Origin of the sequence: Oceanobacillus salinisoli, assembly GCF_009733865.1 — a bacterium.
In the GTDB taxonomy this organism is placed as follows: Bacteria; Bacillota; Bacilli; order Bacillales; family Amphibacillaceae; genus Oceanobacillus; species Oceanobacillus salinisoli.
The window spans coordinates 1-15,705 of record NZ_WOFB01000035.1; the positions used below are offsets into that span (position 1 = coordinate 1).

The window sequence follows — 15,705 nt, forward strand, 5'->3', positions numbered from 1 at the left end:
CAGCGTTCGTCCTGAGCCAAGATCAAACTCTCCAAAAAAAGTTTGTATAGAATTAACACCAATTAAATCTATGTCTTAGCTTTCAGAAGTGTTACCTTCTGTTATAAAGAAAAACGAGTTTCTTTTTTCTTAACATACTGGTTGTTTGTTCAGTTTTCAAAGAGCAATTATTATTGTCGTTTTTTGCGACGAAATATAATTTATCATTTTTTGTTATTGTTGTCAACACTTTTTGAAAACATTTTTTAAAAACCGTTTTTTGCTATAAGTGTGACGACAAGAATTACTATATCATAAAAAAAAGATAGTTTCAACAGAAATTTTTAAGAAAAACTAGGGATTCGCTCGTCTTTTAGTGAAAGTGTTCGTTTTTTACTTAGGGGGTTAAGTTAAGCTACTTCAAACCCAGTTACTATAATACTTCCCTGGTAACATGTTAAAAAAATTCCGTATACAATATTCCCACTCTCTATTCCATTTAATATGTTTAAAAGAAAAGATCCTTTTTATTCTTTGCTACCTTTGGCATATACTTTATACATTCTTCTTCACTTGCTAAACGCCGTAAAAGACGAAATAATGTTTGATACCTTTCTTTCATCGCCTGCTTCACATTATATTCTATTCTAGGATCTTCTAAATCCATCATTATTTCTTCCAGTTCCCTCTTTAGCAAGTACTCTATTTCCTTCTGTTCCATTTCATTAATTAGTAATCCTAACATATATATTCACCTCATTTATGTTGTACTAAGTTATTCCTATTTTAATTCCAGATAGAGGATGTTTTTAAATATCCCCCACTTATAATTCTTGAAGTATCCCGAATTCTTAAAGTGGGGGCCCTACAGCCAGTTATTCACGTGATAAATTAACATCAAGTTATAACATAATAATTCGTATAAAATGTTGAATTTTGTCTGTCTATTTACTTTCATAGGTATTCTTATGTATTTTTTATCCCTAAAACTTACGCCTCATCCTTACCATTCCCGATTTCAAAAATTTTTCATTCTCTTTTTATATCTTTCTTCAATTAATCTTTTTATATAAGGCTGTTACTTTTTACACTAAATATATAAACTGCGGACCAATGAAAATTCCTATGGTGATACTCTCGCTTGTTCTAATGATGATAGGTGCATACATTCAATCCAGCAGAATACTTACGGTTCGTGGGCACGACCTAAAAGCCTCATTTAGGAAATTCGGTACACTTCAAGTCTTCCAATAATGCTTTGAAGTAGATTTCCTCAGCGCAAGGGAACAAAGATGATTACTCAAGTAGTACCCTCGCAGCTCAGGTCTGAAACGCACTATTCCCACAAGATAAGGAACACGAACTGCAGCCATACATCATCGCAAGAAGAAAAGCGGTCGGTTTGTAATTTCAAGCGGTCTACGTATTCTGTCTACGCTAGTACTGGTTATCTGTTTTAATATGTAGCTATAACCTGTAAAGAGGAAGTTTAACAAGCTTCTTTTCACCTGAAGTGATACCTTACATTACTAATTAAAAAGATATGAACTCAACCAGATTGCTTTCTGCCGAAAAAATTTCCATCTTGTATTTTAAAGAAAAAAATGTCCATTTATCTAATCAACCATCGATTAGTAACACACGGGGAAAGTTGAATAGCTCACACTAGCGAAAGAATTACACGGAGACTCCTGCAGGAAAGGCAGCCAAAGTGAGACCCCTAAAGCCGTGTCAGCTCGAGAAGCTCACGGGTCACCCTAAGGGCGCGTAGTGTATTTCCGCAGCGGTAGGTACAACATCAACTTAGCATCTAAAGTTACTCCACAGTTTATATCAACTGCGAAGTATAAAAAGCATTAAAGTTATGAAATGAAACCACATTTAAATTCCGGATTCTAAAGGCTTGTTCATATTTCTTTTTTCCTCTCATAGAATGTAATAAAGGGACTTACGTTAGTTTGGGGGGAAATTAATGAATCATTTTCATGTATGGAAATTTAACCGTTTTAAACGCTGGATTCTGGTAACTGTTCTTGCATTTTTTACAGCGATGGTCCTATGGGTGAATGAGAATGGTGCTTTATCTGTATTTTCAAAAGAGGAGACAGCAGCAATCACAAAAGGAAATTCAGATGAGCCAAATATAGCATTAACCTTTAATATTAGCTGGGGAGAGGAAAAAGTCCACGACATTCTTAAGCAGCTTGAAAAACACAATGTCCAAGCTACATTCTTTGTAAGCGGGGAGTGGGCAGAGCGTCATCCAACCATTCTGGAGGATATTTCAGAGGGGAATCATGAATTAGGAATGTTAGGTTACCGATATAAGAGCTATATTGATCAGGATTTAGAACAAGTTAGAAAAGATTTACTTAACGCCAGAGAAGTCTTTAACAAACTCGGATATGAAGACATTGAACTCTTAAGACCGCCAAATGGGCATTTTGATGAGGAAATTCTTAATCTAGCCAAAGAAATGAATTTTCAAGTCATACATTGGAACATTAATCCCAATGATTGGGAAAATCCTGGAACACAGGTAATTGTAGATAATGTAATGAAAAATACTAAAAACGGGGATATTATTCTAATGCATGCCTCTGATTCCGTCAAACAAACCTCAGATGCATTAGAGACAATCCTCCCTGGACTTAAAAATAAAGGACTTCAGTTTGTCACCATTACTGAATTGTTAAATCAGGCACATGCGGAATCTGAGATAGTCGAATAGTTAAGAAAACCACCAGAATCATCCTACAATCTGGTGGTTTCTATTTATGCTTTACTATGTGAAGTTTTTTTATTACTGGTAGCTTGATGATTTCTGGATAGGTTTTTTTCTTCTGACTTATTATTAATACGGTGTAGTGCAAGCAATTGATACGTATTACACGCTAACAAAGGCGCAATCATTAACCAGGCATAATCAGTACCCTCTACTTGTAACCCCGGAACCCATTCCACTGTGGTCATAACAACCATAAAAAATAAAGCTGGTATGAATGCATTTTTTTTCGTTTCCTTTGCTTTTTTTAACGCAACCAACCAGCCATAACCAAGAAGCGCTAACACCGTTAAAATATACCAAAAGATAGAAACTTCCCCTTTAGTTGCCTGATACGGAAAATATACTAAATCAAAAAGAACAAAGGCAATCAGTACTACTTGTATTACGGGCCAAAAAGAACGAAACAGACTGACCCCATATCTGTTTATAAATAAGTATGCAAAAAATCCTGTCATACTAAGCACACTAAACGTTAAACCAAGCCCAATATTAAATATAATTAACCCTATCAGTTCCATGAAATTAAAAGGACTTAAGTTCGCTGCATAAACTTCGTATTGTACAAAAAAACTAATTATTAAACCAGCTATACCGCCAATTAAAGCCGTTTTAAACAGAAAATTTACTAAATTTCGTGTATTCAATGTAAAATCCTCCCATGGTTGCCACAAATAATTATGATATATACAAGCGTATCTTAACATGAAACCATATTTTTTTCCTATATAAAGCGTATAGTTTATATTTTTGTCATCCATATTAATGGTATACGAAAGGAGGATTTCCTTATGTTTCGTATCAAATATGTGACAATTATAGGATTTTGCCTCTTGTTACTTGCCGCTTGTGGTGGCGGAGGAAATACCTCCGGCAATGAGGGCGACTATGATCAAACAAAGAAAATGGTTACTGATATATTGCAAACAGAGGAAGGAAAAAAGGCACTTACCGAAACATTGTCCGATGAGCAATTAAAACAGGAACTGGTTATAAACTCAGAAGAAGTACAAAAAGCCATAAGTGAAACACTTGTTTCCGACAAAGGAAAAGAAATGTGGCAGAAAATGTTTGAGGACCCTAAATTTGTTGAAGCTTATGCTAAATCCATGGAAGAACATCAAAAGCAATTACAGAAAGACTTATTAAAGGATTCAGAATACCAACAGCAAATGCTGGATTTACTGAAGGATCCTCAGATGACAGACCAAATACTAAGTGTGATAAAAGGCCAGGAATTCCGAGCACATTTAGAGGAAACGATCCAACAAACACTAGAATCCCCGACCTTTCAAGCAAAGATTCAAGAAATCTTATTAAAAGCTGCTGAAAAACAAGCAAAAGGTCAGGGTGGTGGCTCTGGTGGTGGAGGTCAAGAAGGTGGCGGTGGCCAAGAAGGCGGCGGTGGCCAAGGCGGTGGAGGTGGCGGCGGTGGTGGAGGTTAATAACTTCCTCCAAAACGATACCTGTCCACTTTAAATATTTTTCCACCGTTAAGCTTAAGAGGAGTACTGCTTCGTTAGAATCATTTTGCAGCAAGATGAGCCCTATTTGCGTTCGTATTTCTTGTACTTGGGACGTTCAAGTTATAAACCGACCCCACTCCTGGCTAAAATCTTATACAAAAAGAGGACGTCCAAGTGACGCCCTCTTTTTTTAAAAGATAAGAAAGTATAATTTTTTTGTTTCGATGTCTAGCTCCATCGCCCAGCGACTAGCGGACTTCCCTCACCTCCGTACGATAAGTCAACATCGACTCACTCTGTTCGTCGTGTTTCCTTTATCTCCTGCGGGGACTGTTCGGTTAGAACCGCCGCTTTGCGCGGCAACACCGAACCACCTGGCATGGCCAGGCGCAAAAGGTTTTTGGTGGGACGAGTAATCGCAGTCCCAGTCCGTACGTCGCTAAACGGGCGCTTGCGCTTTTTTTATTCTTCCATCTTAGCAATAACCTTTGCCGCTATTTTATGATATTCTTTTCCATTCGGATGATCTTCTTGATACACTCCAGGCGCAAATTCATCCTCTTCCATATATGGCTGCTGCAATTGCAGATGGCCCAATACTTTAGTTTCGAGAACTTCTGCTAGCTTCTCACCGCCTCCTTGTCCGAAAACATGCTCTTTTTCCCCTGTTTTCTTACTGACAAAATAGGACATATTTTCGACAACACCAAGGATTTCATGATCTGTTTTAATCGCCATTTGCCCAGCACGTGCAGCTACAAATGCAGCAGTTGGATGCGGAGTTGTGACAATAATTTCCTTACAGGTAGGAAGTAATTCATGAACATCCATTGCGATATCTCCTGTACCTGGTGGTAAATCAAGGAGTAGATAGTCCAGGTCTCCCCATTCCACTTCGGAAAAGAAACTGTTTAACATCTTCCCTAACATTGGACCACGCCAAATGATAGGGGAATTATCCTCTACAAAGAAACCCATGGAAATTACTTTTACTCCAAAACGTTCCACAGGAATAATTTTTTTCCCGCGAACAACTGGCCGATTCTCAATGCCCATCATATCCGGTACACTAAACCCATAAATATCTGCGTCAATGATCCCAACCTTTTTCCCAAGTCGCATTAACGCCGTAGCAAGGTTGACGGTTACCGTAGATTTTCCTACTCCACCTTTCCCACTGGCCACAGCAATAAATTTAGTATTGGTGTTTCCTCCCATTAAAGAAGCTTCCTTCGACTGACCCGCAGCTGGCTGGTACTTTTTAATAACCTCTTCTGGCAATTGCTCAAAACGTAAGCCTACTGTATTTGCACCATTTTTCTTTAATATGCCTACAATTTCTTGTTGCATTTTCATTTGTTCACCAGTATTTGTTTGAGAAATACCGATTTTTACACTGACATGTTTTTTGTCTTCCTTAATGGTAATTTCCTTAATTCCATCAGTTTCTTCTAATGTTCTATGTAAAAACGGATCTTTCACTGGGTTAAGTAGTTGAATTACATCCTCTTTTGTTAGCAAAAATTTCACCATCCCTTAGTTTTTCCAGTATATATGTGCTTACCGCTAGTATAACATATATATCGAAAAATCTAAGGAATGTGAATCCCCTTTCACTCTTCGTCTTTTATATCTTCTGTAACGTAGCGTAAAATCCCTTCATATATACTGGCTGCCAATTTATCCTGATAACCCTCCTGTTTTAATAATTCCCTTTCTTCAGGATTGGATAAGAAGCCCATTTCTACAAGAGCTCCAGGAACTTCCGCATATTTAAGTAAATACATTCCATTCTTAACAAGCGCTTCCCGATTCGTATTTTCCAAATTACGAATAATTTCTGCCTGGATCATTTCCGCCAAATGTTTATTTTCATCAGAACTAGGGTAATAAAAGGATTGTGCACCCCGCCACTTTGTAGACGGCAACGCATTTAGATGAATACTAAGAAAAAAATCCGGTTTCTTATCATGTATAAAGTCCATTCGATTACGGATATCCTCCGCTTTTCTGCGTGATAGCCCCACTGTATCTTCTGCAGCCAAATCTTTATCTTCTTCCCTTGTTAAATATACGATTGCACCAGCCTCCTGCAGAAAAATTCTTAGCTTTTTTGCAACCGCAAGCACAATATCTTCCTCCAGTGTACCATCTTTACCAACAGCACCTCCATCAGGCCCACCATGCCCAGGATCAAGAACAATTGTCTTTCCGGAAAGCGGTATAGAAAAGTTTGCCACATCCTTACTTGTATTCATTGGTAATTGAATCAAAAAAACGAGTAAAGCAAGTCCTAACAGCCAAGAACCAATTTTTATTATTCTCCTCATCCATCTCGCCCCTTAATATCATCTATAACCATCTTATGGGACAAGATAAATGTTTATGACTAATTGCAAATTATGGTATGCTATTAAAAGAAATGCAAAATCTATATAAGAGGATGTTCAAAAAGTCCGGTGAAAAGGTCACATCGATAGAGGACCTTCTACTAAAACCGCCCACGTCCTGTGGGCAACGTAGAAGTCACCACATCCTGTGGAAGCTCGTTGGCTCGCTTTTCCATTGCTCACGTATTAACTGCATACGCTCTGCTACTCAAAGCTTCGCCGCCCGAACTTTCGACGCACAGGACGTGCTAGTGTCGGCGTTGCAACAAATGTTTTCGATGGGACGAGTAACCGCAGTCCCAGGACGTTGCGGTCTTTTTCATCCTCCTTTTTAAACACGCACTATAATGTAGAATCATAAAAGATGCAGTCGAAAGGGGTAATAAAATGCTTTGGCTTGGTATAGGCATTTTAGTTATTGGTGTAGCACTATTGATATTATCCATTTTGTTAATTAAACCGCTGTTTAGACTGGCTGGTGTACTTGGCAGCCTGCAAAAAACAACGGACACATTGCCGAAAACGGTAGAAGACTTAACGAATCAAACTTCCAATGCTATAGGTACTGGTGTCGATACATTGAATCAAATTAATATACAAGTGAAGGAGCTAAGTCCACTTTTTCACATTTTAGGAGATGTTGGTCGAGCTACCAATCGATTGAGTTCATCCATCACAGGCAAAGTGGACCATATAAGAGAAAAAACGGAGACATCCAAAAACGTCTCTTCCACCAAAAATCTGGATGGTTTTTACGGATTTATTGCACTTGCATATTTATTATTCAGAAGAAAATAAGACTTGGACAAAAATGTTTTAGTTAAAGAAAAATCCGAACTATGATTCCAAATTCTCCAGTTAGAATTCGAATTAGTTCGGATTTTTTCCTTTTGATACGGATGTTTTCTAATAGATTGTGGATTTGGTTACTCGGATACTGAAAAAATTTGTTGTTAACGTCCCCGCCCTATTTTTATTATTTATTATCCAAATCCTGCTTTATATCCTTTAATATATCTGCACGTTTTTTTCCATCCAAATATACTTTCCGCTCCACTGCCTTTAATTTACGGAGGACGAAATTTCCATCCTGGTGTTTTACTATGTAATTTCTCCCCAATAACGTAGCCGAAATACCGCTTATTAGAGCGAGTGTTAACGATAGACCTCGATTATACTTGTTTTCCATCCGCTAACGTTCCTTCTTCCTGTTTCATTTCATTTCGTTTCTTATACCAGTAATACGCAAGAGCAAATGCGCCATATAATCCGCCAATTTTATTTTTCTCAGCAACATCGGCGGTCTCTTCTGTTTTCGTTTTCACCGTTTCGGTTACATCCGCAATGGAAGATGTGAATTTGCGGGTCGCATTTCCAACATCACCTACTACATAAAACAGAGGGCTCAATTGTCGTAATTTATCATTTACATCGGCTAATGTATGATTGCTTTCACTAATCATTTCACCGGTTTGTTTCATGATCTCATCCATTTGTTTTGGCAATTGTTCTACCGTTTTGTCGACTCCTTTAAGGACATTTGCCAAATTATTTAACGCATGTCCGATAAATATCGATAAAATCAGTAATGCCACACCAATAATAATTACACCTATGCCTACTAGTGTCATTCTGAATCAACATTCCTTTCTTTACTAATTCGCTTTTTTCCATTTCTTGAAGATTTGTGATACCGCTTCTCCCCATTTTATCCCTTCTATGGCCGGGCGAAGCTGTTTTTGAAATTGTTCATTGGTTAACTTATCCTTATAGGAATTATATGTTTCATTTATACTGTTTATCGATTGACCGACATTTTCTACAGAATCGAACAGACTTTCTGTAGCTTCTATATTTCCGCTCATTTCATCGACGGTTTTATGCACTTCTTTTATCGTGTCCGTTAACTGCGGGGTAATATATTCAAATTGTTTTTCTACATCTTTCAATGTTGTTCCAATTGACCTCGTAACATCAGCCAAACGTTTTAGAACAATGGAAATATAGATTACTGCTATTAAGAATGCAATAGAACAAAGCAGGATTCCAAAGTAAATAATTCCCATTTTCTCCCTCCTCCTCACAAACATATTATACCATTAGCACGAGAAATTAAGTGAAGCCTCAACTTTACTTACATTTTTCCAACACCATAAATCTAACAGTATGAACTTACTACGATAACAAAGTTGAATCCTTTACTATATAATCAGTTCCCTTTTCTACCTAGAGATGAACCCTATTACAAAATATCTTCTCCAATTACTTTCATCTAATGCGACCGAATCGCGTGTTAGTTGATTGATTTTTAAAGGAGTAATAAACGTTGCATCATTTCGAAATTGACGAATGGATTCTTTAGCTGCCCAATCCCCAGGTATAACCCCACTATTTATTTCTATGACCCCATCCATTTTTAAACCTGTATCAACTAATAGATTGCTCAGCTTTCCATCTTCTGTCATTTTCCATATGGAATCAGTAAACACAACACTTTCCGGGAGAACGGTTGCACCCAGAGACTCCTCCAGTGTAATTGCCAAATCAGCATGATAACCTTGGATGATACCATCCACATCTTCTTCCTCCATCAGCCCAACTGAAAAGGGGTATATACTTTCCCTATTTACTTCTATACTTTCCGGCGACTGACCAACATTAAATACTTCCCCCTCTATTACTGCATCTGCTCCTTGGAGTCTCACTTCTACTGGTAACCCTTCCACCACTTCCTTCCGCTCGTCTTCAGTAAGTTCACCTAAAACGTGAAGATCAGTTTTTACAATAGTAATTAAAGGGGCTTCCAATGACTTATCTACCGTCTTTACCATTCCATCATATGGACTATTCACGGTTATCGTATCACCGGTTGTTTGTAATTCGTCCAGTTGGGTTTCTGCATACGTTAACTCTGCATATTTTTGCGACAATTCTTTTTCCTTTTCGACAAGATATTGCCGCTTCATCATCTCCGCTTCATTTGACGATTCAGGTAGTTCAACTTCAATTTCAATTTCATCCTCGGTAATGTTGAAATTGGATAACGGGTTGGAATTAGATGATAAACTCGAAATATCGGTCATTTCCATTTCTGTAATTGCCATTTCAATAGAGAGAATATCCTGGTTGATTTTTTCTATCTCACTTAATAACTTGTTTTCCATTTCATTGTAATTATGCACGCGGTATGTATACAAACCATCTCCACTCGAAATTATGTCCCCTTCTTGAACTAAAAATTCCTGAAAACTCCCTAATTTTTCGTCGAAGTATACCTGTTCCTCACTCTCCGATGCAAAAACCCCAGTAGTATAAAGCGTTTCACTTACATCCTCCTTATAGCTTACAGACCACTCTTTAATATAGGAGATGCGGTCGATTCTTCCTTCTTCATCGATATAAACAAGTATTAAGTTTATTCCTATAAAGAGAAGTGTACCCAGCAGAATAACCCGCTTTTTCATCAATTAAACCACCCGCTTATTAGATAAGAATCAGCAAAAGCTAATAATGCAGCAAAACACCAGCCAACCATTTGAAGTAATATAACATTAATCCAGACTACATATTTCTTTGTGTCAGATAGGGAAATTAGAAATGTTGCTTGGAACCAAATAATCCATAACTGAAACAAAGAAATAGACCCGAAAAACGCAATAATCCATAGGGTCTCTGTTAAATAGGAAGCAATCACACCAAATGACAGTGGAGATACATACCAGTCCAAACCTGTTAATAAGGCTAAAGGAATCCAAATCATCCGTTCTGTTAATAGAGCAACAAGTACGACCTGCTGCATTATTAATATTTTTTGAAAAGGAATATCTGTTAAAAGGTGGAATAATAAACTTGGTACAAATAAAATAAGTAAAGCAAATAAAAACCCAAATAACGCTCTACCCAACATAAACCAGAACTTACTTGCTTCATACTCTTCCTGAGAAAGGGTAGTAGCCTGCTCTGAAATCAAATTAGTGCCCATACCTAAATACGCCATCCATCCGTAAATTAGCACAGTAACAAGGATTAATATGATACTGACTTTCCACTGATTCTTTAATTCCTCCGCTTTGCCAATCCGAATTAGATGGTCTTCGCTAGAACGGAAAAAGTGAATTGGATTCGTGTAATATGTCATGTTTCTACACCCTTTTCAGTCAATTACTGCTTTTTATTTCATTTTATAGCATCAAACACTAAAAAACTATGAATATTCCATATTGTATTAATTATAGTAGATTTATCCAGAAAAAACACGAACAGTGACCCTTTCTCTGTTCATGTTTTTTCGTTAGTCTTATTTTTCACACTTTCTATAAACTTCGACATAGTATAGTGCAACATTGATTTTCGCTCCGGTCAGTCACTTTTCCGAGTGCTCACTTTCCCGCAGGAGTCCTACGCTCCAATCAACCAGTTTAATAGTGATTATCTACTCACGGGTCATCCTAAGGGGCGCGTAGTGCATTTCCATAGCGTTAGTTAACAATTAAACATCATCTAAAGTTATTTCAGACTTTACATCAACTGCTAAACGGAATGGATTAAAAAGCAAAAAAGACTTCCTTCATTTTTTAAAAGAAATCTGGAAAGTATGTCTGCTTTCTCGGAATTATTTGCTCTAATTTATCTATATCCTGTTCATTCCCCTTCACTAGACCAAGTTCATAAAGTTCCATTGGCCGTTTATAGCCAAATAATATGGATGCTAATTGTTGTACAGTTAGACGTATTCCAATAACATTTCCCTTAGTGGAGGAAGAAAAGCTTACATTGATTTTTCCATCTACTTCCGCCAACGTGTACGTCCCCGTATTCTCAGGCAGAAAAGTGTCTTCCACAAATAAATGAAGCGAACCACCATTCATCGAAATATGTTCGAAGTATTGTTTTAAATGGAAGTGGACATCGACAATACGTGCCATAAAATATGGTTTTAGTTTTTGTTCAAATCGGGGCTCATCGACAAGTTGGGGAAGATTGTCATTTTCCGCAACCACCATTTCTACTTTTTTCGCCATGGAGTCGTGATTTGAAATAAATTGTAATAAAACGTTTAAGCCATTTAAGGAAAGATAGACCAGTTCCTCCACCTTAACTAAGTCGTCTTTGACCGTGTAGATTAGATACCCCTCGGCCTCGTCATTTTCATTAAAAGCTGCTGCAACAACAGACTCATTTCTCAGCACACGCTGCATCCACCATTTTTCATCTCGAATAAGAGCCCCATTATACTTCTGTATATATGGAGTATATAGCTTTTGTAGCAGGGGAATATCTTTATCGATTCGTTTTACATAACCATTCCCTTCCCACTGCTTCTTCAGGTTTGTCATTGGTATGTCATAACATTTTTTGGAAAAAGCAATTTCCCACCCGAATTGCCGGTAAAACGGAACCGAAAACGGATGAAGGTAGGACACCGTTTGCCCTTCCTCTTTCATTACTCTTAATGCATGCAATAGAAGATCCTTCACCATTCCTTTTCTGCGATACTCAGGCCATGTTGCTACCGAGCTGATTCCACCCATCTTAAATTCCCGTCCATGGATATATACGGATAATGGAATCAAATGAAGCTTGGCAGCGATTTTATCGTTGTCCATCACTCCCCATATTTTATGTCTTTCTGCTTCCTCCTTTTTCTTCTTCCGTTCCTCTTCTGTTAACACATACTGGAAGGCAAATTGCGACAATGCAAAAATTTCATCATAGTTGTTAGCACTCAACTCTTTTATAAAATTCATTCCGACTCCTCCTCTTTCGGTTCTAATATTTAGTTTTATTATGACATTTATTTCTATTGGACGCTTCCGTTTTCCTATAATTGGAAACTAGAACTTTTTCTGTACTTCTCTGCTCCAATGTTTAAATTATAACGTAAAAAAGAGCAATGCCCCATACGATAATCTGTATGGTTCATTACTCTTTCAGTAGAATTTTTATTGCTGTTTTGCATCTAAATCAGTTGCAATTTCTACTACTTTCGCGTCTGATAAATGATATCCAAATTTAAAAATAACAAAGCTTATAAGACATGCTATGGCTGGAAGTAATACCATTAATATTTCAATTCCTAAAACCGTATCTGCCGTTTGCGCGACATTTGGTACATAGCCGATTAGCGTTAGACCCGTTGCACCGACAAACCCGGCAACCGCTTGAGAAACTTTACGCATGAAGCTATACATGGAATAGGTGGTACCTTCCTGTCTAATTCCAGATGTCCATTCCCCATAGTCAATAACATCCGATACAAAAGCCCACATAAGCATGTTAGGTATAGTTACACCAGCCATTCCGGCAACGAGTAATAGAATAACCGTTACTTCATGAATTGGAACGATAAATAATAAGCTAAATGCCACCGTTCCTAATAAAAAGCCAAATAACGCAACATTCTTCTTACCAAATTTAGCCGATAATTTCGGTAGGAACATGATAATAACAATCATCGCAATAATATTTACCATATTAAAGATTGGGAATAACATTTCATTTTCCAAAACATAAGTAAAATAATACATACCTACTGATTGATTAATCCACATCGCAGCTAAAACAAAGAATGACATTCCGCATAATGCTAGGAATGGGCCGTTTTTTAGAATTCGAGTAATCATTTCCAAATTAATTTTCTCTGGCTTCGCAGATTGTATAGGTTTGATTCTTTCTTTCGTATTTCTATACGTAATATAATAAAATACTAAAGCGATCACACCCATAACCGCTACTACTGCAGGATAGCCGATTTGGGGTGTTGGGAATAAATTAACCATTGGTACAACAAGAACACCAACAGCGAACATACCAATCATCGAACCTAAACCACGGAAAGAAGATAAAGCAGCACGGTCTTCTGAGTCTCGAGTCATTACAGAAGCTAAAGATCCATATGGAATGTTAATCGCAGTGTATGCCATTCCAAATAAAATATAGGTTACATATGCATAGACAAGTTTACCGCCATCCGACAAATCCGGTGATAAGAATAATAACACAGACATGACAACAAGTGGAATTCCAGCCCATTTCAAATAGGGTCTAAATCTCCCATTTGGGTTATTTCCACCAAAACGGTCTATAATTACTCCCATAAATGTGTCTGTAAACGCATCAATAATACGTGCTACTAAAAATAAAGTACCCACTGCTACTGCAGCGATTCCGAATACATCTGTATAAAAAACCATTAAATAGGTTGTGACCATTGAAAAGGCTAAATTATTCGCAGCATCCCCTAAACCATAAGAAAGTTTTTCTTTCATGCCTAGTTTCTCCATTGAGTTCACACCCTTAGGTTGTGCTGCTTGCTCTATATTTTCCATCGTTAACCCTCCGTCATAGTTGCAATCGATTTCATGTTGCTATTATAATAAAAATGTAAGCATTTTTATAAGGATTAATTTATCATGAGCAGGATTTTTATAGCGTTTCCATAAAACGCTTTCCAATACAGCAGGGGGAGGACTTATTATGCAGTATATTAAACCTGATATGATATCTGCGGCTATGAAACTATATAATATAACTAATCTTAATACATATGTCTTAGAGAAAAACGGTGACTTTATTTATCATGAAGGAACAGTAAAGATACCTGCTTTTATGCCTGGTTCGAATGAAACCGATATCTTATATGCCTTTAATCAGATAACAGAGGTTAATAAATTATATTCCTATCATAATGAATGGGATTTACGTTATTTGGCTTATTCATTTCAGGAAAATGATGAATATACCATTATAATCGGTCCCTTTTTAGATATGACACCAGACATATACGGATTAACAAGAAGATATCATCTGAATAATAACGAAAGTGAAGATTTGCGTATATTTTTAAATCAGCTGCAGGTAGTTAGCACAGAGAAGGCAAACAGCTACGCCAGTGTGCTGAATCAATTTAGAATTTTATTTGAAAAAGAACCTGATCCGGAAATAATCAATCCAATAAAAATGAAGGATAAGATTAGTAGGAAAAAAGAGAAAAATGATGAATATTCTACAGATGAAGATGCGGAAATAATTAAAGCAAGATATGAAATAGAAAATAAGCTCATCCATGCAATTGAAAACGGAAACAGGAAGCAGGCGAAAGAACTACCTACAGCTAGAAATATGTTATTCGCTTTTTCTGATCGCTTTCCCAATCAACCATTGCGCAGAGTTAAAAACTTAGCTATTGTTCTTAATACTCTATTACGTACAGCTGCAAAAAATAGTGATGTACCAGTCATACTCATCCATCGTATTTCTGAAAAATACGCCTTTGAAATTGAGTATACCAATCAGTTATTAAGATTACATCAATTATATGACGAAATGATTGATGATTACTTGGACTTAATCATTTCAAACTCTTTAAAAAACTATTCAAAGGTTACACAGAAGGTTATCGAACATCTCTTCAGTTTCTATGACAAACAAATTGATAAAGAGGAACTTGCAGCAATGACATTCACACATCCCAGCCATCTATCTCGTAAATTCAAACAGGAAACTGGGTTAACGATTACCGGATATCAGCAAATGCTGCGGATAAATAGAGCTAAATTTCTGTTAAAAACGGAAACCCTTCCAATTGAAGAAATTTCATGGCTTGTTGGATATGAGGATTCTTCTTACTTTACCAGGGTCTTTAAAAAGGAAACTGGATATACCCCAACTCAATACAGAGAGAAGAATTAAAAAAGCGAACAGGGAACTGTTCGCTTTTTAGAATGATTAATCAAAAATTGATATAAACTCCTGACTAACTTAATTAAGAATAAATGTCTTGTGGGATAGGTGCTATGTTGATTTCCGCTCCGGGCAGTCGCTTTCCGCGGGCACGGCCTCAGCCTCCTCGGAAGAAAACACTTCCTACGGGGTCTTCGGACACGTGCTATTCCCGCAGGAGTTGACTGCCCTCCGCTACAATCAACCATCTTAATAGTGGTAGACTATAATTTATAGCATAATCACATGCTAGAAAGCCAAAAGCGCCAAATCAGCGGAGGAAATACACGGAGACTCCTGCGGGAAGAAGAGCATCGGTGAGACTACGTAGTGTGTCAGCACGAAGGAGGCTCACCAGCTCCCC

General features: G+C 37.3%; 15 protein-coding genes. 4 read left to right on the forward strand and 11 right to left on the reverse strand.

Features of this window, described 5'->3' with window-relative positions; genetic code table 11:
* Positions 1–487 precede the first annotated feature (487 nt).
* Positions 488–724 (reverse strand): hypothetical protein, encoded by a 237-nt coding sequence (locus GMJ66_RS18480; RefSeq protein ID WP_156291794.1) that lies wholly within the window; start codon positions 722–724, stop codon positions 488–490.
* A gap of 1,227 nt (positions 725–1,951) precedes the next feature.
* Here GMJ66_RS18480 and pdaB point away from each other — a divergent pair.
* On the forward strand, positions 1,952–2,710 hold the full coding sequence (gene pdaB / locus GMJ66_RS18485; protein ID WP_156291795.1) for a polysaccharide deacetylase family sporulation protein PdaB: 759 nt from the start codon (positions 1,952–1,954) through the stop codon (positions 2,708–2,710).
* A 44-nt stretch (positions 2,711–2,754) separates the two neighbouring features.
* Here the strand turns inward: pdaB and GMJ66_RS18490 are convergent, their stop codons facing one another.
* On the reverse strand, positions 2,755–3,411 hold the full coding sequence (locus GMJ66_RS18490) for a KinB-signaling pathway activation protein (RefSeq protein WP_156291796.1): 657 nt from the start codon (positions 3,409–3,411) through the stop codon (positions 2,755–2,757).
* A gap of 144 nt (positions 3,412–3,555) precedes the next feature.
* Here GMJ66_RS18490 and gerD point away from each other — a divergent pair, with 144 nt between their 5' ends.
* Complete coding sequence (gene gerD, locus GMJ66_RS20970) at positions 3,556–4,209, forward strand: spore germination lipoprotein GerD (protein ID WP_156291797.1); 654 nt, start codon at positions 3,556–3,558, stop codon at positions 4,207–4,209.
* 483 nt (positions 4,210–4,692) lie between these two features.
* On the opposite strand, the gene GMJ66_RS18500 is transcribed toward gerD, so the two are convergent.
* Positions 4,693–5,751 (reverse strand): Mrp/NBP35 family ATP-binding protein, encoded by a 1,059-nt coding sequence (locus tag GMJ66_RS18500; protein WP_156291798.1) that lies wholly within the window; start codon positions 5,749–5,751, stop codon positions 4,693–4,695.
* 92 nt (positions 5,752–5,843) lie between these two features.
* Entirely contained in the window at positions 5,844–6,560 is a 717-nt protein-coding gene (gene cwlD, locus GMJ66_RS18505) for an N-acetylmuramoyl-L-alanine amidase CwlD (RefSeq protein ID WP_156291799.1), read from the reverse strand.
* A 447-nt stretch (positions 6,561–7,007) separates the two neighbouring features.
* Between cwlD and GMJ66_RS18510 the strand changes: the two genes are divergently transcribed.
* Complete coding sequence (locus tag GMJ66_RS18510) at positions 7,008–7,418, forward strand: DUF948 domain-containing protein (protein WP_156291800.1); 411 nt, start codon at positions 7,008–7,010, stop codon at positions 7,416–7,418.
* Between the two features lie 178 nt (positions 7,419–7,596).
* Here the strand turns inward: GMJ66_RS18510 and GMJ66_RS18515 are convergent, their stop codons facing one another.
* The 7 genes from GMJ66_RS18515 to GMJ66_RS18545 form a co-directional block, all read right to left on the reverse strand.
* The gene (locus tag GMJ66_RS18515) at positions 7,597–7,809 is read right to left on the reverse strand and encodes a hypothetical protein (protein WP_156291801.1); all 213 of its coding nucleotides are present in this window, start codon (positions 7,807–7,809) and stop codon (positions 7,597–7,599) included.
* A complete protein-coding gene (locus tag GMJ66_RS18520; RefSeq protein WP_156291802.1) occupies positions 7,793–8,251 on the reverse strand; it encodes a DUF948 domain-containing protein in 459 nt (152 codons plus the stop codon). The genes GMJ66_RS18515 and GMJ66_RS18520 overlap by 17 nt, the downstream gene beginning before the upstream one ends.
* A 24-nt stretch (positions 8,252–8,275) precedes the next feature.
* Positions 8,276–8,686 carry a DUF948 domain-containing protein gene (locus GMJ66_RS18525; RefSeq protein WP_197046762.1) on the reverse strand — a complete coding sequence of 137 codons (411 nt, stop codon included), beginning with the start codon at positions 8,684–8,686 and terminating at the stop codon, positions 8,276–8,278.
* 156 nt (positions 8,687–8,842) lie between these two features.
* Positions 8,843–10,084, reverse strand: a complete 1,242-nt coding sequence (locus GMJ66_RS18530; RefSeq protein WP_231514980.1) for an HlyD family efflux transporter periplasmic adaptor subunit — start codon at positions 10,082–10,084, stop codon at positions 8,843–8,845.
* The gene (locus GMJ66_RS18535) at positions 10,084–10,758 is read right to left on the reverse strand and encodes a hypothetical protein (protein ID WP_156291805.1); all 675 of its coding nucleotides are present in this window, start codon (positions 10,756–10,758) and stop codon (positions 10,084–10,086) included. The genes GMJ66_RS18530 and GMJ66_RS18535 overlap by 1 nt, the downstream gene beginning before the upstream one ends.
* Positions 10,759–11,194: 436 nt before the next feature.
* The gene (locus tag GMJ66_RS18540) at positions 11,195–12,367 is read right to left on the reverse strand and encodes a GNAT family N-acetyltransferase (RefSeq protein WP_156291806.1); all 1,173 of its coding nucleotides are present in this window, start codon (positions 12,365–12,367) and stop codon (positions 11,195–11,197) included.
* Between the two features lie 195 nt (positions 12,368–12,562).
* Complete coding sequence (locus GMJ66_RS18545; protein WP_156291807.1) at positions 12,563–13,948, reverse strand: glycoside-pentoside-hexuronide (GPH):cation symporter; 1,386 nt, start codon at positions 13,946–13,948, stop codon at positions 12,563–12,565.
* 148 nt (positions 13,949–14,096) lie between these two features.
* On the opposite strand from GMJ66_RS18545, the gene GMJ66_RS18550 reads away from it, so the two are divergent.
* A complete protein-coding gene (locus GMJ66_RS18550) occupies positions 14,097–15,311 on the forward strand; it encodes a helix-turn-helix domain-containing protein (RefSeq protein WP_156291808.1) in 1,215 nt (404 codons plus the stop codon).
* Positions 15,312–15,705 lie beyond the last annotated feature (394 nt).

Coding starts and splice junctions, on each gene's coding strand:
- GMJ66_RS18480 (WP_156291794.1), bottom strand. CDS start 724: ATGTTAGGATTACTAATTAATGAAATGGAACAGAAGGAAATAGAGTAC.
- pdaB (WP_156291795.1), top strand. CDS start 1,952: ATGAATCATTTTCATGTATGGAAATTTAACCGTTTTAAACGCTGGATT.
- gerD (WP_156291797.1), top strand. CDS start 3,556: ATGTTTCGTATCAAATATGTGACAATTATAGGATTTTGCCTCTTGTTA.
- cwlD (WP_156291799.1), bottom strand. CDS start 6,560: ATGAGGAGAATAATAAAAATTGGTTCTTGGCTGTTAGGACTTGCTTTA.
- GMJ66_RS18510 (WP_156291800.1), top strand. CDS start 7,008: ATGCTTTGGCTTGGTATAGGCATTTTAGTTATTGGTGTAGCACTATTG.
- GMJ66_RS18515 (WP_156291801.1), bottom strand. CDS start 7,809: ATGGAAAACAAGTATAATCGAGGTCTATCGTTAACACTCGCTCTAATA.
- GMJ66_RS18520 (WP_156291802.1), bottom strand. CDS start 8,251: ATGACACTAGTAGGCATAGGTGTAATTATTATTGGTGTGGCATTACTG.
- GMJ66_RS18525 (WP_197046762.1), bottom strand. CDS start 8,686: ATGGGAATTATTTACTTTGGAATCCTGCTTTGTTCTATTGCATTCTTA.
- GMJ66_RS18530 (WP_231514980.1), bottom strand. CDS start 10,084: ATGAAAAAGCGGGTTATTCTGCTGGGTACACTTCTCTTTATAGGAATA.
- GMJ66_RS18535 (WP_156291805.1), bottom strand. CDS start 10,758: ATGACATATTACACGAATCCAATTCACTTTTTCCGTTCTAGCGAAGAC.
- GMJ66_RS18540 (WP_156291806.1), bottom strand. CDS start 12,367: ATGAATTTTATAAAAGAGTTGAGTGCTAACAACTATGATGAAATTTTT.
- GMJ66_RS18545 (WP_156291807.1), bottom strand. CDS start 13,948: ATGGAAAATATAGAGCAAGCAGCACAACCTAAGGGTGTGAACTCAATG.
- GMJ66_RS18550 (WP_156291808.1), top strand. CDS start 14,097: ATGCAGTATATTAAACCTGATATGATATCTGCGGCTATGAAACTATAT.